The organism is Kitasatospora sp. NPDC048296, assembly GCF_043201815.1.
Lineage (GTDB): Bacteria > Actinomycetota > Actinomycetes > Streptomycetales > Streptomycetaceae > Kitasatospora.
Genome location: NZ_JBICZB010000025.1, coordinates 12,522 through 30,613, shown reverse-complemented (window position 1 = coordinate 30,613; position 18,092 = coordinate 12,522). Strand labels below are relative to the sequence as shown.

Annotated in this window: 13 protein-coding genes, 1 tRNA gene, 1 other RNA gene and 1 riboswitch; of the genes, 3 read left to right on the top strand and 12 right to left on the bottom strand. The window is 73.0% G+C overall.

The genetic code is table 11. The features are described from left to right. Nucleotides 1–18 precede the first annotated feature (18 nt). The gene (locus ACGF12_RS17120) at nt 19–1,329 is read left to right on the top strand and encodes a hypothetical protein (RefSeq protein WP_393029978.1); all 1,311 of its coding nucleotides are present in this window, start codon (nt 19–21) and stop codon (nt 1,327–1,329) included. A 3-nt stretch (nt 1,330–1,332) separates the two neighbouring features. Here ACGF12_RS17120 and ACGF12_RS17115 read toward each other — a convergent pair whose 3' ends face one another. Together ACGF12_RS17115 and ACGF12_RS17110 are read right to left on the bottom strand one after the other, a co-directional pair. After that, a complete protein-coding gene (locus tag ACGF12_RS17115) occupies nt 1,333–2,772 on the bottom strand; it encodes an MFS transporter (protein WP_393029975.1) in 1,440 nt (479 codons plus the stop codon). 97 nt (nt 2,773–2,869) lie between these two features. Then, nucleotides 2,870–3,184 carry a DMT family transporter gene (locus ACGF12_RS17110; RefSeq protein WP_393029972.1) on the bottom strand — a complete coding sequence of 105 codons (315 nt, stop codon included), beginning with the start codon at nt 3,182–3,184 and terminating at the stop codon, nt 2,870–2,872. A 44-nt stretch (nt 3,185–3,228) separates the two neighbouring features. After that, nucleotides 3,229–3,294: riboswitch (guanidine-III (ykkC-III) riboswitch) on the bottom strand. 83 nt (nt 3,295–3,377) lie between these two features. On the opposite strand from ACGF12_RS17110, the gene ACGF12_RS17105 reads away from it, so the two are divergent. Continuing rightward, nucleotides 3,378–3,449 (top strand) — tRNA-Cys (locus tag ACGF12_RS17105). A gap of 117 nt (nt 3,450–3,566) precedes the next feature. On the opposite strand, the gene ACGF12_RS17100 is transcribed toward ACGF12_RS17105, so the two are convergent. The 6 genes from ACGF12_RS17100 to ACGF12_RS17075 form a co-directional block, all read right to left on the bottom strand. Beyond that, nucleotides 3,567–5,894 (bottom strand): xanthine dehydrogenase family protein molybdopterin-binding subunit, encoded by a 2,328-nt coding sequence (locus ACGF12_RS17100; protein WP_393029969.1) that lies wholly within the window; start codon nt 5,892–5,894, stop codon nt 3,567–3,569. Next, nucleotides 5,891–7,030 (bottom strand): 2Fe-2S iron-sulfur cluster-binding protein, encoded by a 1,140-nt coding sequence (locus ACGF12_RS17095; protein WP_393029966.1) that lies wholly within the window; start codon nt 7,028–7,030, stop codon nt 5,891–5,893. The genes ACGF12_RS17100 and ACGF12_RS17095 overlap by 4 nt, the downstream gene beginning before the upstream one ends. Continuing rightward, entirely contained in the window at nt 7,027–7,893 is an 867-nt protein-coding gene (locus ACGF12_RS17090) for an FAD binding domain-containing protein (RefSeq protein ID WP_387614099.1), read from the bottom strand. The genes ACGF12_RS17095 and ACGF12_RS17090 overlap by 4 nt, the downstream gene beginning before the upstream one ends. Before the next feature lie 316 nt (nt 7,894–8,209). After that, nucleotides 8,210–9,820 carry a beta-N-acetylhexosaminidase gene (locus tag ACGF12_RS17085; protein WP_393029963.1) on the bottom strand — a complete coding sequence of 537 codons (1,611 nt, stop codon included), beginning with the start codon at nt 9,818–9,820 and terminating at the stop codon, nt 8,210–8,212. A gap of 109 nt (nt 9,821–9,929) precedes the next feature. Next, nucleotides 9,930–10,208 (bottom strand): DUF3039 domain-containing protein, encoded by a 279-nt coding sequence (locus tag ACGF12_RS17080; RefSeq protein WP_196947467.1) that lies wholly within the window; start codon nt 10,206–10,208, stop codon nt 9,930–9,932. Between the two features lie 73 nt (nt 10,209–10,281). Then, nucleotides 10,282–10,875 (bottom strand): YqgE/AlgH family protein, encoded by a 594-nt coding sequence (locus ACGF12_RS17075; protein WP_387613768.1) that lies wholly within the window; start codon nt 10,873–10,875, stop codon nt 10,282–10,284. 298 nt (nt 10,876–11,173) lie between these two features. Here ACGF12_RS17075 and murA point away from each other — a divergent pair, with 298 nt between their 5' ends. Beyond that, nucleotides 11,174–12,514, top strand: a complete 1,341-nt coding sequence (gene murA / locus ACGF12_RS17070; RefSeq protein ID WP_380611496.1) for a UDP-N-acetylglucosamine 1-carboxyvinyltransferase — start codon at nt 11,174–11,176, stop codon at nt 12,512–12,514. 71 nt (nt 12,515–12,585) lie between these two features. Here the strand turns inward: murA and ACGF12_RS17065 are convergent, their stop codons facing one another. The 4 genes from ACGF12_RS17065 to ssrA all read right to left on the bottom strand — a co-directional run bounded on the left by ACGF12_RS17065 (nt 12,586) and on the right by ssrA (nt 18,053). Continuing rightward, nucleotides 12,586–12,864, bottom strand: a complete 279-nt coding sequence (locus tag ACGF12_RS17065; protein WP_280680124.1) for an HU family DNA-binding protein — start codon at nt 12,862–12,864, stop codon at nt 12,586–12,588. Nucleotides 12,865–13,392: 528 nt separating this feature from the next. Further along, nucleotides 13,393–14,865 carry an NAD-dependent malic enzyme gene (locus ACGF12_RS17060; protein ID WP_393029958.1) on the bottom strand — a complete coding sequence of 491 codons (1,473 nt, stop codon included), beginning with the start codon at nt 14,863–14,865 and terminating at the stop codon, nt 13,393–13,395. A gap of 349 nt (nt 14,866–15,214) precedes the next feature. After that, nucleotides 15,215–17,518: a HelD family protein gene (locus ACGF12_RS17055; protein ID WP_393029955.1), complete on the bottom strand. Its 2,304-nt coding sequence runs from the start codon at nt 17,516–17,518 to the stop codon at nt 15,215–15,217. Nucleotides 17,519–17,671: 153 nt separating this feature from the next. Next, nucleotides 17,672–18,053: a transfer-messenger RNA gene (ssrA, locus tag ACGF12_RS17050) on the bottom strand. Nucleotides 18,054–18,092: the final 39 nt, after the last annotated feature.

Sequence of the window (18,092 nt, the reverse complement as noted above, 5' to 3'; positions counted from 1 at the left end):
CTCATGAACGGAGTGACCATGGACGCTCTCTCCCGCCGCACCCTGCTGGCCGCCGGGGCGGCCACCGCCGCCACTCTCGCGGCCGGCTGCGGCAGCGACCGGGCCGCCGGCGACGGGGAGCGCGCGACGGGCGGCGCGGCCCCGGCCGCCCCGCCGAACGGCGGGCAGAGCGCCGTCCCGGCCCCGGTCCCGCAGAAGCCGCAGGTCGTCCTGATCGGCGACGGCTCCACCTCCGACACCGGCACCCAGCCGCACCAGCCCGTCCCCGAGAGGCTCCGGCCCGGCCAGCGCCCGCCGCAGTTCGTGGTCTTCTCCTGGGACGGCGCCGGCGAGCTCGACAACGGCCTGTTCGGCCGCTTCCGCCGGCTGGCCCAGGAGCACAACGCCTCGATGACCTTCTTCCTCAGCGGCCTCTACCTGCTGCCGGAGTCCAAGAAGGACCAGTACCTCCCGCCGCAGCACCAGGCCGGCGCCTCCGAGATCGGCTACCTGAGCGACCGGCACATCCGCGACACCCTGGAGAACGTGCATGCCGCCTGGCTGGAGGGCCACGAGATCGGCACCCACTTCAACGGCCACTTCTGCGGCTCCACCGGCGTCGGCCAGTGGTCCCCGGAGGAGTGGGACAGCGAGATCCAGCAGGCGATGGACTTCGTGACGAACTGGCGCACCAACACCGGCTTCACCGACCTGCCGGCGCTGCCCTTCGACTACCGCAAGGAGCTGATCGGCAGCCGCACCCCCTGCCTGGAGGGCCAGCGCAACCTGCTGCCCACCGCGGTCAAGCGCGGCTGGCGCTACGACAGCAGCGGCAACGGCAGCCAGGTGTGGCCGCAGAAGATCCAGGGCGGCGCGCTGTGGGACATCCCGCTGCAGTCCATCCCCTTCCCCGGACACACCTTCCAGGTGCTGTCGATGGACTACAACATCATGTACAACCAGTGCGGCCCCAACACCAAGGCCGACCCGGCGCTCTACCAGGGCTTCCAGGCCCAGGCCCGGGACTCCTACCTGATGGGCTTCGACCGCACCTACAACAGCAACCGGGCGCCGTACATCATCGGCAACCACTTCGAGGAGTGGAACGGCGGCATCTACATGAACGCCGTCGAGGACGTGCTAAGGACCATCGCGGGCAAGCCGGAGGTCCGGCTGGTCTCCTTCCGCCAGCTGGTGGACTGGCTGGACGCCCAGGACCCGGCGGTGCTGCGCAAGCTGCAGAGCCTCGGCCCGGGCCAGTCCCCGGCCGGCGGCTGGGAGGGCCTCCTCGGCATCCCGGCGGCGCCGCCGCCGGCCCCCTCCCCCACCGCCGTCGCCACCGCGGACTGAGCGTCAGGACCGGGCGCGGACCCGGCCGGCGAGCAGCGCCCCCAGCAGCGCCACCCCGGCCATCACCAGCAGGATCACCGCGAAGGCGCCGGGCGAGCCGGCGGCCGCGGCGCACTCGTGGGCGACGGCGAGCGAGCCGCCGCCCAGCGCCGCGAACAGCACCCCGGCCAGGCCCGTCAGCAGCACGTTGCCCAGCGCATCGCTCATCTGCAGGGCGGCCGAGTTGGCCCCGGCGTCCTCCGGCGCGGAGAGCTTCATCATCAGCACGCTGACGCTCGCGACCGCCAGGCCCATCCCGATGCCGCCGACGCCCCAGGCCACCGAGGCCGCCCAGGCCGGCACCCCCGGAACCAGCACCAGCGCGGCGCCCGCGATCGCCACCGCGGTCAGCACGAAGCCGCACCGGATCATCGCCTCGCGGTAACGCTCGGCCCCGGGCCGCCCCTGCAACCAGGAACCCAGCGCCCAGGAGAGCCCGCCGCTGGTCAGGGTCAGCCCGGCCAGCGTCGGCGAGAGGCCACGCTGGGTGGTCATCATCAGCGGGATGAAGGCCTCGGCCGCGAAGAACGCCCCGGCCGCCACCCCTCGCAGCAGGATCACCGTCGGCAGCCCGCGCCCGGCCCGCAGGGTCCGCTTCGGCAGCAGCCCGAGGACCGCCGGCACCAGCAGCGCCGCCCCGGCGATCCCGGGGACCAGCCCGATCAGATCGCGGCGCTGGCCCGCGTACTGGAGCAGGCCGGCGCCGACCGCGGCCATCGCGGCCAGCAGGGTGCGCCGGCGGTCGAAGTCCGCGCCCTTGAGCACCGGATGCTCCCGCTCCGAGCGGGCCAGCGCCGGACCCATCACGGCCAGCGGCAGCAGGATCAGCACCGGCACCGCCAGGAACACCCAGCGCCAGCCGAGGTGCTGGGTGACGGCCCCGGAGACCAGCGGCCCGACGATCGAGGGCAGCACCCAGGCCGAGGAGAAGGCCGCGAACACCGCCGGGCGCAGCCGCTCCGGGTAGGCCCGGCCGACCACCACGTACAGCGCGACGATCACCAGCCCGCCGCCCAGGCCCTGGATCGCCCGCCCGGCCACGAACACCCACATGCCGGGCGCCGTGCCGGCCACCACCAGGCCGGCGCCGAACACCGCGATGCCGGTGAACAGCGGCCGCAGCGGTCCGCGTCGGTCGCACCACTGCCCGGAGACGACGAGCGCGAACAGCGTGGTGGTGAAGTAGCCGGAGAAGGCGAAGGCGTACAGTCCGAGGCCGTTCAGCTGGCGGGCCGCGGTCGGCATCGCGGTGTTGACCGCGGTCGCCTCGAAGGCGATCACCAGGACCACCGACACGATTCCCAGCGTCAGCGCCCGGTAGCGGCCGCTGAGGACCCCGCCGCCGGGGTCGGTGCCGTCGGGTATCGGGGTGGAGTCGACCGAGGTGGGGGAGGCAGTGGTCATACGTAACATCGTAAGAGCCGTCCGCCTCGATGACCCCTGACCCGAGTCGGTGATCGGCTCGGTCCGCAGGCGTAGGACCGGTGCGGCGGACCGGGGCTCAGTGCAGCACCTTGAGCCCCACCGCGCCGGAGACGATCAGCAGCAGACAGCCGATCCGGGCCACGGTCACCGGGTCCCCCAGGGCGGCCATGCCGTAGAGCGCGGCGCCGACCGCGCCGATGCCGACCCAGACCGCGTACCCGGTGCCGATCGGGATGGTGCGCATCGCGTACGCCAGCCCGCCCATGCTGAGCAGCAGGGCGACGCCGAACACGAGGCTGGGAACGAGGCGGGAGAAACCCTTGGACGATTCCAGGGCCACCGCCCACACGGTCTCCAGGAGACCCGAGACGATCAGAACGAGCCAAGCCATGACGGCCGTACCTCCGCAGTCCACAGCGGCCGGATTGCCGCTGAACTGCGTCGTCTTGTCGTCACCGGGTACGACGCGCTCGTCCGGGGTGGCGGGAAAACAGCCACCGCCTTCGACGGTAGCACACATTGCCATACAGAATTTACAAAACTTCGTTGACCCCATTCGCCGGCTCCGCCATCCTGAATTCACTGGCCGTGTGCCCGAGTGGTTCAGGGGACCGTCTGCAAAGCGGTGAACGCGGGTTCAATTCCCGCCACGGCCTCGGAAAAGGGAATTGCCGGTCGACTCGGAACGTCGACCGGCAATTCCCTTCGCGCTTTTCGGGCCAAGCTTTTCCGGTGAGTCTTTCGGATCAGCCTTTCGGGCCAGCCTTTTCGGGTCAGGCCGTGACCGCGTCCTCCGCCCGGATCGGCAGCCGGCCGACCGGCAGGCCGGTGGCGGCCCGGACGGCGGCGGCGACGGCCGACGGAGCGACCACCGCGGGCACGGCGCTGACCGCCTTGGCGCCGAAGGTGGCGACCACGTCCCGCTCCTCCAGCAGGGCGGCGATCCGCACCTCCGGGGTGTCCAGCGAGGTGGGCAGCCGGTAGCCGGTCAGCGAGGGGTTGAGCAGCACCCCGTCCGAGGTCTGCAGGTCCTCCATCAGCGCCAGGCCCACGCCCTGGGCCACGCCGGCCTCGATCCGGTCCTCGATCTGCCGCGGGTTCAGCGCCCGCCCGACGTCCTGGGCGACGGTCATCTCGACCACCCGGACGGTGCCCAGCTCGATGTCCACGTCCACCACCGCGCGCATCGCGCAGAAGGAGATGGAGACGAAGGCGTCGCCCTGCCCGGACTCGTCCAGCGGCTCGGTCGGGTGCGGGCGGCACTGCGCGGTGGCCCAGAGCTCCTTGCCCTCCAGCGCCTCGGCGACCGGCATGCCGAGCACCCCGTCGTAGGAGGTGATCTTGCCGTCGGCGATCTGCAGCAGCTCCGCCGACATCCCGAAGTTGGCCGCGATCGGCTGCAGCAGCTGGTGGCGGACCATCAGCGCGGCCCGCTCCACCGCGCCGCCGGAGACCCAGGTGTGCCGACCGCGGGCGGAGGGCCCGGCGATCGACTGGTCGCTGTCGGCCGGCGCGATGTAGACCTCGCTGACGCCCAGCACGGTCTGCACGATCTGCCGGGCCAGCGTGGCGAAGCCCTGCCCGGCGTCGACGGCCGCGCAGATCACCGTGGCGTGGTCGCCGCTGACCCGCACGGTGGCGGTGGAGACCTCGTCCTCGCCCTCCGCGCCCAGCATGTGCACCATGCCGACGGCGTAGCCGATGCCGCGGCGCACCGCCGCCGGGTCCCCGGCGCCGCCGGGCCCGCCCGGCAGCAGCCACTCGGCGTCCGGGTCGTCCACCGGCAGGGCCGGCAGCGGCTCGGCCGCCACCGCGTCCAGCAGCGCCTTCACCGGCGCCGGGCAGGTGACGGCCTGCCCGGTGGGCATCGGGTCGCCGGTGGACATCGCGTTGCGACGGCGGATCTCCACCGGGTCCACGCCCACCCGGGCGGCCAGCTGGTCCATCTGCGCCTCGTACGCGAAGCAGGCCTGCAGCGCGCCCTCGCCGCGCATCCGCCCGGCCGGCGGGTTGTTGGTGCGCACCGCCCAGGCGTCCACGAACACGTTCGGGCAGACGTACGGGCCGACCGAGAAGGCCGTCGCGGCGGCCAGCGCCTCGGCGGAGACGTCCGCGTAGGCGCCGCCGTCCAGCAGGATCTGCGCCTCGACCTTGACCAACGTGCCCTCGGCGTCGGCGTGGTGGCGGTAGCGCAGGAGCGCGGGGTGGCGCGAGGTGTGGGTGTGGAAGGACTCCTCGCGGGTCAGCGTCATCTTCACCGGGCGGCCGGTGCGCAGCGCCAGCAGCGCCAGGGTGACCTGGAAGGCGAGGTCCTCGCGGTCGGTGGTGGCGCCGGGCACGCCGGTGACCACCAGCCGGACCCGGTCCGGCTCCAGGCCCAGGCAGGCGGCGGTGCGGTCGCGGTCGCCGTGCGGGTCGGTGGAGGACAGGTGCAGTTCGACGCCGCCGTCCGGGCGCGGTACGGCCAGGCCGGCCTCGGCGCCGAGCGGGGCCGGGTCCTGCCGGCCGACCTGGTAGAGGCCCTCGACGACGATCTCGCCGACCGCCTCCGGGTCCCCGGTGCGCAGCGGCAGGTGGCGGAACAGGTTGCCGTCCGGGTGCAGCGGCGGCGCGGTGAAGGCCTGCTCGGGGTCGGTCACGGCCTCCATCGGCTCGTAGTCGACCGTGATCAGGCCGACCGCCAGCCGGGCGGTGTCCGGGTGGTCGGCGGCCACCGCGGCGATCGGCTCGCCGTGGTGGCGCACCACGCCGGAGGCCAGCACCGGCCGGTCGGCGACGATCGGGCCGGCCGGGGCGCCGTCGGAGGTGCCGTCCGGGCCCGGCGGCAGGTCGGCGGCGGTGACCACGGCGTGCACGCCGGGCAGGGCGAGCGCGGCCGAGGTGTCGATGCCGCGGATCCGGGCGTGCGGGTGCGGCGAGCGCAGCACCGCGCCCCACAGCAGCCCCTCGGCCCACAGGTCGGCCGCGTACGGGTAGATGCCGAGCGCCTTGGGCAGCGCGTCGCTGCGCAGCGGGGAGCTGCCCAGGCCGAACGGCTCCGGCGCGCCGCCCTCGCCGCCGTCCTGCTGGATTGCTGCGCCGATGTCGGTAGGCGACGTCATGATGCGTGGTCGTCCTCGGGGAGGCGGATGCCGTGGGCGGGGGTGGCGGTGTACGGGGCGCCGGCCGGGGCGCCGCCCTCGGCCGGGGCACCGTGCGGGTCCGCGTACGGGGTGCCGTGCGCGGGGGTCGGCTCGTAGACCGGGGCGTCGTAGCCGGTGTCGTAGCCGTGCTGCGGCTGGTGGCCGTCCGGGAAGCCGGCCGGCACGTAGGTGCCGTGCGCGGGGGTGGCCTGGTAGGCCTGCTCGGGGTAGCCCTGCGGCGGGTAGTAGACGTGGTCGTCGGCGGCCTGGGCGGGGATGCCGGGCGGCATCGCGGCCAGCGCGGAGGTGTCGTAGACGCCGGTGTCGTACACGCCGGTGTCGTAGCCGCCCTCGCCGTACCCGGGGTCGGCCTGGGCCGGGACGGGGGCCGGCTCGGCGGTCGGCTGCGGGACGTGCTCGATCCAGGCCTCGGCGTCGGCGTAGACCGGCGGCTCGACGGCCGGCTCCGGCTCGACGGCGGCGGGCTGCCCGACCGGCGCCTCGGCCGGGGCCTCGCCCACCGGTTGCTCGGCGGCGGCCGCCGCGACCTCCTCCGCTTCCTCGGCCTCCAGCGCGCGGGCGTCCGCGACGGTCTGGACGGCGGCCAGCACCCCGCGGTAGCCGGTGCAGCGGCAGAGGTTGCCGCACAGCGCCTGCCGGGCCTCGACATCGGTGGGCCGGTGGTTGCGCTGGAGCAGGTCGTGCACGGCCATCGCCATGCCGGGGGTGCAGTAGCCGCACTGGACGGCGCCGGAGGTGGCCAGCGCCTGCTGGACGTCGCTCGCGCCGCCGCCGGCCGACAGGCCCTCGACGGTGTTGATCTCGCTGTCGGCGGCCAGCGCGGCGGGCACCAGGCAGCCGGCCACCAGCTGGCCGTCCACCTGCACCGAGCAGGCGCCGCACTCGCCCTGCTCGCAGCCGTCCTTGGCGCCGGCCAGGCCGAGCCGCTCGCGCAGCACGTAGAGCAGGCTCTCGCCGATCCAGGCGTCGGTGACGGGCCGTTCGAAACCGTTGACCCGCAGCGTGTAGGAGGCGCACGGGCGCAGCTCGCGGGTGACCTGCGGGGTGAGGCCGAGCGGCTCGGCATCGAGGGTCTCGATGGGGTCTGTGGTCACTTCAGCGCCCTTCCCAGTGCCCGTCGGGCCAGCACCGATACGGTACGCCGCAGCCGAACGGCGGCCGCGGTCGGCCCCTCGGTCACGGCCTCCCAGGCGCCCTCGGCGCCGTAGTTGTCGGGGACGCAGGCGGCGGCCACGTACTCGCCGAAGGCGGCGGTGGCGGCCGGGTCGATCTCCCGGCTGCCGTCCCAGTCGATGCACCCGGCCACCCAGGCCTCGGCCTCCAGCGGGCGCAGCGGCACCGGGGCGACGGCCCCGACGGCGCAGCGCACGGCGCGCCGGGCCGGGTCGAGGACCAGCGCGACGGAGGCGGTGGCGCGGGCCGGGCCGCTGCGGCCGGTGGCCTTGAGGAAGACCTGCGGCGCGTGCAGCAGCGGGACCCGTACCCAGGTGAGCAGTTCGCCGGGGCGCACCGGGTCGAGGCCGGTGAGCAGGTGACTGACCGGCACCTCGCGGCTGCCGCCGGCCCGGGCCAGGGTGACGCTGGCCTCCAGCGCGGCGAGCACCGGGAGGGTGTCGCCGGCCGGGGCGGCGGTGACGATGTTGCCGCCGAGGGTGCCGACGTTGCGGACCTGCGGCGGGCCGGCGGTGCGGGCGGCGTCGGCGAGCGCGGGGATGAGCGCGGCGAAGTCGGGGCGGTCCATCCGGGCGTGGGTGAGTCCGGCGCCCAGGACGGCGGTGCCGCCGTCCTCGTAGCGCCAGCCGCGCAGTTCGGTGATCCGGCCGAGGCCGACCAGGGCGGCGGGGCGCAGCCGGCCGGCGTTGACGGCTTCCATGAGGTCGGTGGCTCCGGCCACCGGTACCGCGGCCGGGGCGGCGGCCAGCGCGTCGACGGCCTCGTCGAGCGAGGCCGGCAGCATGATCGTCCGGTTCACCTGGGTCCCACCGTGCTCCACTTGCTCATCGATCGCCTGCCGCCCGCGGCCGTGGCCGTCCTGTCCGCGTCAGCAGCCCGGCCTGGCCCGTAGGGTACGGGCGATCGGGCCGGGTTGGGCAACTCTGGCACACAATGCTCGATGATCATTTCGGGACCGGTGAACGGGACTGCCCGATTGGGACGGATACCGGGCGGTATCTGCCCCGACCCGGGCCGGGCCAGGGCAGATGTTCATCTGTTCTTGACGTCAGATGACCACCCATAAGTTCCCGCGCCCCCATTTCGCAGCGGGGCGGCGATCACCGCACCGGCGGCGGTCCGTCGATCGGCCGGCCGACCACCCCGGGCCGGCGCTGCCAGGGGTGCGGGCCGTCGGCCGGGCGGTACTCGACGCCGAGCGCGTCCAGCACCCTCAGGTGCCCGGCCAGCCGCTGTTCGAAGCCCGCGAAGTCGCGCTCGGCCGGCGCGGCGGGCAGGTCGGACCAGGCGACCTCGGCGAAGGCGACCAGCCGGGGGAAGGCCCGGTAGTCGAGGTCCCGGGCGCTGTCCGCGAACTCGCTCCACAGGTTGGCCTGGGTCCCGATGACGTGCCGGGCGGCGGCCCCGTCCAGCTGCTCCGGGACCGGCTCGAAGCGGTAGACGTCCTCCAGGGTGCGCACGAAGCCGACCGGGATCGGCTCGTCCGGCCCGTCGGCCTGCCGGTGGTCGAAGTAGACGTGCTGCTCGGGGCACATCACCACGTCGTGCCCGGCCTTCGCGGCCGCGATCCCGCCGCCGAAGCCGCGCCAGGACGAGACCGCCGAACGGGGCGCCAGCCCGCCCTCCAGGATCTCGTCCCAGCCGATCAGCCGGCGGCCGCGCCCGGCCAGCCAGCGGTCGAAGTGCCGGATCAGGTGGCTCTGCAGCTCGTCCTCGTTGGCCAGGCCCAGCTCGCGGATCCGGGCCTGCGCGGCGGCGCTGTCCTTCCACTGCTCCTTGGGGCACTCGTCGCCGCCGAGGTGGATGAACTCGGACGGGAACAGCTCCAGGACCTCCTCCAGCACGCCCTCGAAGAAGCGCAGGGTCTCCTCGGAGGCGTTGAGCACGTGGTGGCTCACCCCCCAGTCCGTCCACACCCCGAGCGCGGCGGTGTCCACCACGTCGGTGTTGCCCAGTTCGGGGTAGGCGGCGACGGCGGCCTGGGTGTGGCCGGGCAGGTCGATCTCCGGGACGACGGTGATCCCGCGCGCGGCCGCGTAGGCGACGATCTCGCGCAGGTCGTCCTGGGTGTAGTAGCCGCCGTGCGGGCGGTCGTCGCGGCGCCGGCCGGCCCGGTGGCCGACCATCGAGCGCTCCCGCCAGGCGCCGCGTTCGGTCAGCCTCGGGTAGCGCTTGATCTCCACCCGCCAGCCCTGGTCGTCGGTCAGGTGCAGGTGGAGCACGTTGAGCTTGTGCGCCGCCAGCAGGTCGACGAAGCGCAGCACGTCGGACTTGGGCAGGAAGTGCCGGGCGACGTCCAGCAGCACGCCGCGCCAGCCGAACCGGGGGGCGTCCGCGATGTCGGCTCCGGGCAGCACCCAGCCCTCGCGGCGCAGCGGGGAGCGCCGGTAGGCGTCCGGCCCGAGCAGCTGCCGCAGGGTCTGGGCGGCCCACAGCGCGCCGGTCGGGCCGCCGACGGCGAGCAGGGCGTGGCCGGGGCGCACCGTGATCCGGTACGCCTCGGCTGCCAGCGCGTCGTCCTGGACCAGTTCGATGCCCGCGCCCGGCCGGCCCGGGCCGAACGCCAGTCCGGTCGCGGCGGACAGCGTGCCGCGCAGCCAGCGCTCGGCGTCGGCCAGCCCGGGCGGCGCGGTCAGCGTGGTGGCGGCGTCCAGCGGGAAGTCCTCGTCCGGGCGGCGGACGGCACTCGAAGGCGCGGGAATGAGGTCCATTCCGACATCCTGCCCGCGCCCGGAACGATTGGCATAGACCACCGCGGAAACCCGGTGCTATGCGGAACGGCGTTCCCCGGCGTTCGTCGGAAGCGGGGGCCGCCGGGGACTACTTGTCGTCGCCGTCGCCGCCCTGCGGCTTGCCGATGCCGTCGTAGATCTCCTTGCACATCGGGCAGACCGGGTACTTCTTCGGGTCGCGACCGGGCACCCACACCTTGCCGCACAGCGCGACCACCGGGGATCCGGAGAGCGCGCTCTCCATGATCTTGTCCTTCTGGACGTAGTGCGCGAAGCGCTCGTGGTCGCCGTCCCCGTGGGACACCTGCGGGACGGGCTCGACCAGGGTGCCGGTGCCGAGGCCGCGCTCGGGCTCAAGAGTGCTCATAGGTGACAAGTCTATGGGCGCCCCCGGAAACCGGGCCAGTGTCGCGCGGGCTGACCGGACAACCGGGCGGGGTTCAGTTCAGCGTCGGGTCGTCCGGATAGGTCGCCAGCAGCGCCAGCGGCCCGCGCTGGCGGCGCAGCACCGAGCGCCACAGCCGCTCCGGCTCGGGGCTGGAGATGTCCCCGGGCTCGCAGTCCACCAGGTACCAGGCGCCGCTCTCCAGCTCGGCCTCCAGCTGGCCCGGCGACCAGCCGGCGTACCCGGCGAAGATCCGCAGGCTCCCCAGCTCGCCGGCCAGCACCTCCGGCGGCGCCTCCAGGTCGACCAGGCCGATCGCGCCGTGCACCCGCCGCCAGCCCAGCGGGTCGCCGGTGCCCGGCTCCCCCGGCGCGACGGCCAGGCCCAGCGCCGAGTCCAGTGCCACCGGCCCGCCCTGGAACACCACCGCCGGCTGCCCGACGAGTCTGCCCCAGCCGTCCAGCACACTGCCCACCTCGACCGGCGTCGGCCGGTTGAGGACCACACCGAGCGCCCCCTCGGCGTCGTGGTCGAGGAGGAGCACCACCGCCCGCGCGAAGTTCGGATCGGTGAGCAGGGGCGTCGCGACGAGCAGACGGCCGGTGTGGGACCGGCCTCCGTGCGAATGGGCCGCCGTCATGCCACACATGATCCCGCAGAACGGCACCGGTCGGACACCGCAACACTCGAAACCCCGCCACGCCGAAAAACCACCCGTACGGCCGCACCGGCGGGCGGGGGCGGCCCCGGGGAGAGCACCATCACGGGAGAGGCAAACGGGAACCATCGGGACGCCCACTACCATCTACGGATGGTGGACGCCCTTCTACGGTGCCGACTCGGATTCTCCGGGGGCCCGAACGCGCCCGTACGCCGTACCACCGGTCCACCGGCGGCTCCGGACCGGAGCCCGTCCCACCCCTCTGGCACCCCGGATTGCGAGAACGATGACCGACGACGTCCTGCTGGTCCACGGCGGAAACCCGCTCGAAGGCGAGATCCGCGTCCGCGGTGCGAAGAACCTGGTCCCCAAGGCCATGGTCGCCGCCCTTCTCGGCCAGGGCCCCAGCAGACTGCGCAACGTCCCGGACATCCGCGACGTCAAGGTGGTCCGCGGCCTGCTGCAGCTGCACGGCGTGACCGTGCGCACCGGTGACGAGGACGGCGAGCTGATCCTCGACCCCTCGCACGTCGAGAGTGCCAATGTGGCCGACATCGACGCGCACGCCGGCTCCTCGCGGATTCCGATCCTGTTCTGCGGCCCGCTGCTGCACCGCCTCGGCCACGCCTTCATCCCCGGCCTCGGCGGCTGCGACATCGGCGGCCGCCCGGTCGACTTCCACTTCGAGGTTCTGCGCCAGTTCGGCGCCACCATCGAGAAGCACCCGCAGGGCACCTACCTGGTCGCCCCGCAGCGGCTGCGCGGCACCAAGATCGAGCTGCCCTACCCCTCGGTCGGTGCGACCGAGCAGGTGCTGCTCACCGCCGTCCTCGCCGAGGGCGTCACCGAGCTGCGCAACGCGGCCATCGAGCCGGAGATCGTCGACCTGATCTGCGTGCTGCAGAAGATGGGCGCGATCATCACGCTGGGCACCGACCGCACCATCCTGATCACCGGCGTGGACGAGCTGGGCGGCTACACCCACCGCGCCCTGCCGGACCGCCTGGAGGCCGCCTCCTGGGCCTGCGCGGCGCTCGCCACCAAGGGCGACATCTACGTCCGCGGCGCCCGCCAGCTGGAGATGATGACCTTCCTCAACACCTTCCGGAAGGTCGGCGGCGCCTTCGAGGTCGACGACGAGGGCATCCGCTTCTGGCACCCGGGCGGCGAGCTCAAGGCCATCGCCCTGGAGACCGACGTGCACCCGGGTTTCCAGACCGACTGGCAGCAGCCGCTGGTGGTCGCGCTGACCCAGGCCACCGGGCTGTCCATCGTGCACGAGACGGTGTACGAGTCGCGCCTCGGCTTCACCGGCGCGCTCAACCAGATGGGCGCGCACATCCAGCTCTACCGCGAGTGCCTGGGCGCCACCCCGTGCCGCTTCGGCGCGCGCAACTTCCTGCACTCCGCGGTGGTCTCCGGCCCGTCCAAGCTGATGGGCGCCGAGCTGGTCATCCCGGACCTGCGCGGCGGCTTCTCGTACCTGATCGCGGCGCTGGCGGCCGAGGGCACCTCGACCGTGCACGGCATCGACCTGATCAACCGCGGCTACGAGAACTTCATGGAGAAGCTGCGCGACCTGGGCGCCCACGTGGAGCTGCCGAGCGAGCAGCTGGTCGACGCCTGACGAGCGGGTCTACGGCGAGAGGCCGGGCTCCCCAGCGGGGAGCCCGGCCTCTCGGGCGTTCAAGGGGTGACTCAGCCCTTGGCGGCTTCCTTCAGCTTGGAGCCGGCGCTCACCTTGGCGCTGTAGCCGGCCGCGATCTGGATCGGCTCGCCGGTCTGCGGGTTGCGGGCGGTGCGGGCAGCGCGGTGGGTGCGCTCGAAGGTCAGGAAACCGGGGATGGTGACCTTCTCGTCGCCCTTGGCGACGACCTCGCCGACGATCTCGGCGAAGGCGGCCAGAACGGCGTCGGCGTCCTTGCGGGTCACCTCGGCGCGCTCGGACAGCGCGGCCACCAGCTCACTGCGGTTCATGTGTACTCCTGTGGTCTGTTCGCTTGCGGTGTGCGGGGGCCCATCGGTGCTCCCACCGGGGGGCACCCGGATGGGCCGCAGGTCCGCACACTGTGCTCATGCAGGCAATGCGTGGTCGCAGGCCGGGTCCGTACCCGATGCCGCGCGCCGGAGCCGTCGAAGGCCCGCCCGCCCGCCTGGGAACGAATCCTGCCCCGACCGGCCCCGAGAAAGCCAATCGGGCCCCGGCCGGGCCACCCGAACATCGCCCGCCCGTTGGAGGTGTGACGCTCCGTCGGCTCCGGCGGACCGGGCGCGGGCGGCGGTCGGGACGACTCGCCGGAAGACCAGGGGGACGTTCCGTACTTGTCGGACACGCCTGCCCCGTGCAGGGCTACCGTACGCCCTAGGCACGACAAGCCCAAACACGCCCCTCGCCCTTGTGTCGCAAGGGTTCGGGGCGGGCTTGGGCGAGTATGGCCGCTAATCGGACATTTGACCGATCGGCAACACGTCGCCGGGCGGACCGTCAGAGCTTGACGGCGACCCTCAGAGCTTGACGGTGGGGAAGGCGGCGGTGTCGAGGGTGCCGACGATGCCCGGGGTCGGACGGGCCGGGGCGGGGGCCTCCTGGCCGCCGGCCAGGGCCGCCTCGCGCACGGCGGCGGCGACGGTCTTGGCGACGTCCTTGTTGAAGACGCTCGGGATGATGTAGTTGGCGTTCAGCTGGTCGTCGGCGACGGTGGTGGCCAGCGCCCGGGCGGCGGCGATCATCATCTCGGTGTTGACCGTGCGGCTCTGGGCGTCCAGCAGGCCGCGGAAGACGCCCGGGAAGACCAGCACGTTGTTGATCTGGTTCGGGAAGTCGCTGCGGCCGGTGGCGACGACGGCGGCGGTCTGGCGGGCGACGTTCGGCTCGACCTCCGGGTCCGGGTTGGCCAGCGCGAAGACGATCGCGTCCTCGGCCATGGTGGCCAGGTCGTCGCCGTCCAGCACGTTCGGGGCCGAGACACCGATGAACACGTCGGCGCCCGCCACGGCCCCCTTGAGGCTGCCGGTGCGGCCCGAGCGGTTGGTGTGCTCGGCGATCCAGCGCAGGCTGTCGTTGAGGTCCTCACGGCCCTGGTGGACCACACCGTGCACGTCCGCCACGGTGGCGTGCTCGACACCGGCCGACAGCAGCAGCTTGAGGATCGCGGTACCGGCGGCGCCGGCGCCCGACATCACCACGCGGATGTCGCCGATCTCCTTGCCGACCACCTTCAGCGCGTTGGTGAGGGCGGCCAGCACCACGATCGCGGTGCCGTGCTGGTCGTCGTGGAAGACCGGGATGTCCAGGGCCTCGCGCAGCCGGGCCTCGATCTCGAAGCAGCGCGGCGCGGAGATGTCCTCCAGGTTGATGCCGGCGAAGCCGGGGGCGATCGCCTTGACGATGGCGACGATCTCGTCGCTGTCCTGGGTGTCCAGGCAGATCGGCCAGGCGTCGATCCCGGCGAAGCGCTTGAACAGGGCCGCCTTGCCCTCCATGACGGGCAGCGCGGCCGCCGGGCCGATGTTGCCCAGGCCCAGCACCGCCGAGCCGTCGGTGACCACCGCGACGCTGTTGCGCTTGATGGTGAGGCGGCGGGCATCCTCGGGGTTCTCGGCGATCGCCATGCAGACCCGGGCGACACCCGGAGTGTAGATCATGGAGAGGTCGTCACGGTTGCGGATCGGCAGCTTCGAGGACATCTCGATCTTGCCGCCGAGGTGCATCAGGAAGGTGCGGTCCGAGACCTTGCCGATCGACACGCCGTCGATCGCCCGCAGCTTCTCGACGATCTCCTCGCCGTGCGCGACCGAGCTGGCCGCCACGGTCACGTCGATCCGCAGCGCCTCCAGGCCGGACGCGGTGACGTCGAGGCCGGTCACCGATCCGCCGGAGGACTCCACGGCCGTGGTGATCGCGCTGACCGCGTTGCCGCGAGCCGGGACCTCCAGTCGCACCGTGATCGAGTTGGAGACACTGGGCACCGTCGCCATCGACGCATCCTTCTTCCGTCTGTCCCGCAGGCTCAACATTTTGTTGAAGGCATCGCCTGCGCATGCTAGACCTCGATCGTCGCACCTTCCAAGGGGTACCCAGAAATAACGTTCATTGAGTGTGCGGATCCGACAACCCGGGCCCGCCGTCCGAGGTCTCCCGCCGCCGGCTCCTTGCCTCTCCGGGGCGATGCGTTACATTGGACGGGACACCGGCTCGATCCAAGCCCCCGGGCCCAACCTTCGTCCCTTAGAGGGACCACTTGCCGCGAGGCGAGCATGGCGGGTCGGTGTCGTTAACGTCTGAAGGCCCCTCACCGTCGGTGAGGGGCCTTCGTGCTGGTCCGGGTCAGTCGCGCAGCAGCGCGGGCACGCCGGCCGCGTCCGACAGGTCGTCCGGGCCGGACAGCACGGTCAGCCGCTGGGTCGCCCGGGTCAGCGCCACGTACAGCACCCGCAGCCCGGCCTCCGACTCGCCGGCGATGCCGGTCGGGTCGGCGACCACCGTCGCGTCGTACTCCAGGCCCTTGGCCTCCAGGCTGCCCAGCGCCACCACGCGCTCGCCCAGGCCCTCGGTCCAGCCCGCAGCCTCGGCCCGGCGGTCCATCGGCACCACGATCGCCACGGTGCCGTCCACCTCCCCCAGCAGCCGCTCCAGCTCGGCCCGGGCGCCCTTGCCGAAGGCCTCCGGCGCGGGGTCGGTGACGGCCGCGAAACGCGGCTCCACGCCGACGTGGCGCACCGCGCTCGGCGAGGGCGTGCCCGGCGCGGCCAGCGCCAGCACCTTGGCCGCGACCTCGGCGATCTCGGCCGGGTTGCGGTAGTTGACGGTCAGCGTGAAGCGGCGGCGCGGCTTGCCGGAGAGCACCTCGTCCAGCGCCGCCTGGGCCTCCTGCGGGAACGGCCAGGAGGACTGCGCCGGGTCGCCGACGATCGTCCAGGTGGCCATCCGGGACCGGCGGCCGATCATCCGCCACTGCATCGGGGTGAGGTCCTGCGCCTCGTCCACGATGACGTGCGCGTACTCCTTGCGCTCGACCGGCTGGCGGTCGCGCTGACGGGCGCTGCGGTCGGCGAAGGTGGTGACCTCCTCCAGGCCGCTCAGCAGGTCCACCGCGTCCACCTCGCGGACCTTGGGCCGGGCCGCCTCGCCGAGCAGCACCTGCAGCTCGTCCACCAGCGCCACGTCGTGCGCGGACAGCCCGCCCTCGCCCGCCGGGGACAGGTGGCGCCAGGAGGCGGCCAGCAGCTTCGCCTCGTCCGGGGTGACGGCGCGGCGGGCGATCCGGTTGGTGTGCCGGCTCTGCTTGAGGGTGCCGAGCACCCCGCGCGGGGTCAGGGCCGGCCACCAGGCGTCCAGGAAATCCAGGAACGGCGCCTCGTCCGAGACGTACTCGTCGAAGGACTCCTTCTCCTCCTGGCGCTGCTCCCGGGCGTAGTGGTCGGCGGGCTTGGGCAGGTGCCTGGTCGCCTCCTGCCACAGCGCGTCCAGCAGCAGCCGGCGGGCGCGCGGGCGCAGCAGGTTCAGCGGGGTGCCGCCGGAGCCCACGACGTTGCCGCGGACGGCCTTCAGCCGGCCCGCGTCCAGCTTCAGCACCTCGCCGCGGGCGACCACCTTGAGCTCCTGCGGGGCACCCAGCTCCAGCGCCGCCCGGGCGGCCCGGCGCAGCAGCTGCGTCATCCGGGCCGAACCCTTGATCCGGGCCGCCTCCGGGGTGTCGTAGGTGCCCGCCTCGATGCCGTCCACCAGTGAGCCGACCGCGCGGATCGCGACCTGCCCCTCCTCGCCGAGCGAGGGCAGCACGCCCTCGGTGTAGGAGACCAGCAGCGGGGTCGGCGAGACCACCAGGATGCCCCCGGCGTAGCGGCGGCGGTCCTGGTAGAGCAGGTAGGCGGCGCGGTGCAGGGCGACGGCGGTCTTGCCGGTGCCGGGGCCGCCGGTGACGAGGGTGGCGCCGGCCGCGGCGGCGCGGATCACCTCGTCCTGCTCCTTCTGGATCGAGGAGACGATGTCGCGCATCGAGTGGCTGCGGGCACGGCCGAGCGAGGCCATCAGCGCACCGTCGCCGACCACGGCCAGCTCCCGGCCGTTCAGGGTGGGGGTGAGGTCGGGGCGCAGCAGGTCGTCCTCGACGCCGATCACCTTGCGGCCCTTGGAACGGATCACCCGGCGCCGGATCACCCGACCCGGCTCGACCGGGGTGGCCCGGTAGAACGGCGCGGCGGCGGGGGCCCGCCAGTCGATCACCAGCGGGCCGTACTCGGCGTCCAGCACGCCCAGGCGCCCGATGTGGAGGGTCTCGGCGACGGCCGGGTCGGCCGGGTCGAGCGGGGTGTCGGACGGGATGCCGTGCTCCTCCGGGGCGTCCGCCCGCTGGAGGTCGATCCGGCCGAACAGGAAGTCCTCGAACTCGTTGTTGAGCCGCTGGAGGTGGGCGCCGGCCCGGTAGACCTGGGCGTCGCGCTCGGCGAGAGCGCCGGGGGTGCCGACCTGGACCCGCTTGGCGGCGTCCTCGAGGATGTACTCGGCCTCGGCGAGCTTCTCCTCCAGCCGGTGGTAGACGGTGTCGAGGTGCTGCTGCTCACCGGCGATCTCGCGCTCGCGGACGGTCTCGTGGTCGGTGGCGGGGGTGGTGTCCGTGTTGCTCTGCATGGCCTCGGGGGTTACGACGGAATCCGGCTCCGGAAAACGAGCGGACGGATGATCCTACGCCGGGACGGGCGGCCGCGCCGCACCGGAACGCCAAAAATTTCGAAGGCCGCCCCCCGCGCGGAGCGGTGGACGGCCTTCGATGTGAACATGGGGTGGTGGAGATGCCGGGAATCGAACCCGGGTCCAGTGGAGTTAATTCAGGGCTTCTCCGAGCGCAGTCCGCTGTGCTTTTCTCGGCCCTGGCGGTCACACGGACAAGCCGCCAACAGGCCCAGCTGCTGTTTGATTTCCCATCCGCCCTCGCAGCCCGGGCGGACGGTTGAGTTCCCTAGATTATGCCAGGGTCCGGGTCGGGAACTCCCCGGTCTGACACCCAAGCGCTATCGGTGCTTATTAGGCAGCGAGAGCGAACTGCTGGGAATCGCGCTTAGAGTTGGCGATTATTTTTTTGCGACACGTGGTTAACGAGATCATTGCCGCGTTCCTCGGCTCGCTTCCCCTGTTTCAACATCCCCTGTCGAAACCGATCATCCCCATGTTTTTTTGAGAAACAGCTCGGACGGTGACCGTCCGT

Bases quoted from the DNA above. Each gene is read 5' to 3' on its own strand.
- ACGF12_RS17075 (WP_387613768.1), bottom strand. From the start codon at position 10,875: ATGTGTGGCATGACGGCGGCCCATTCGCACGGAGGCCGGTCCCACACC.
- ACGF12_RS17060 (WP_393029958.1), bottom strand. From the start codon at position 14,865: ATGGCGACGGTGCCCAGTGTCTCCAACTCGATCACGGTGCGACTGGAG.
- ACGF12_RS17110 (WP_393029972.1), bottom strand. From the start codon at position 3,184: ATGGCTTGGCTCGTTCTGATCGTCTCGGGTCTCCTGGAGACCGTGTGG.
- ACGF12_RS17090 (WP_387614099.1), bottom strand. From the start codon at position 7,893: ATGCTGCCGGCCTCGCTCGACGAGGCCGTCGACGCGCTGGCCGCCGCC.
- murA (WP_380611496.1), top strand. From the start codon at position 11,174: ATGACCGACGACGTCCTGCTGGTCCACGGCGGAAACCCGCTCGAAGGC.
- ACGF12_RS17080 (WP_196947467.1), bottom strand. From the start codon at position 10,208: ATGAGCACTCTTGAGCCCGAGCGCGGCCTCGGCACCGGCACCCTGGTC.
- ACGF12_RS17100 (WP_393029969.1), bottom strand. From the start codon at position 5,894: ATGACGTCGCCTACCGACATCGGCGCAGCAATCCAGCAGGACGGCGGC.
- ACGF12_RS17065 (WP_280680124.1), bottom strand. From the start codon at position 12,864: ATGAACCGCAGTGAGCTGGTGGCCGCGCTGTCCGAGCGCGCCGAGGTG.
- ACGF12_RS17055 (WP_393029955.1), bottom strand. From the start codon at position 17,518: ATGCAGAGCAACACGGACACCACCCCCGCCACCGACCACGAGACCGTC.
- ACGF12_RS17085 (WP_393029963.1), bottom strand. From the start codon at position 9,820: ATGGACCTCATTCCCGCGCCTTCGAGTGCCGTCCGCCGCCCGGACGAG.
- ACGF12_RS17115 (WP_393029975.1), bottom strand. From the start codon at position 2,772: ATGACCACTGCCTCCCCCACCTCGGTCGACTCCACCCCGATACCCGAC.
- ACGF12_RS17120 (WP_393029978.1), top strand. From the start codon at position 19: ATGGACGCTCTCTCCCGCCGCACCCTGCTGGCCGCCGGGGCGGCCACC.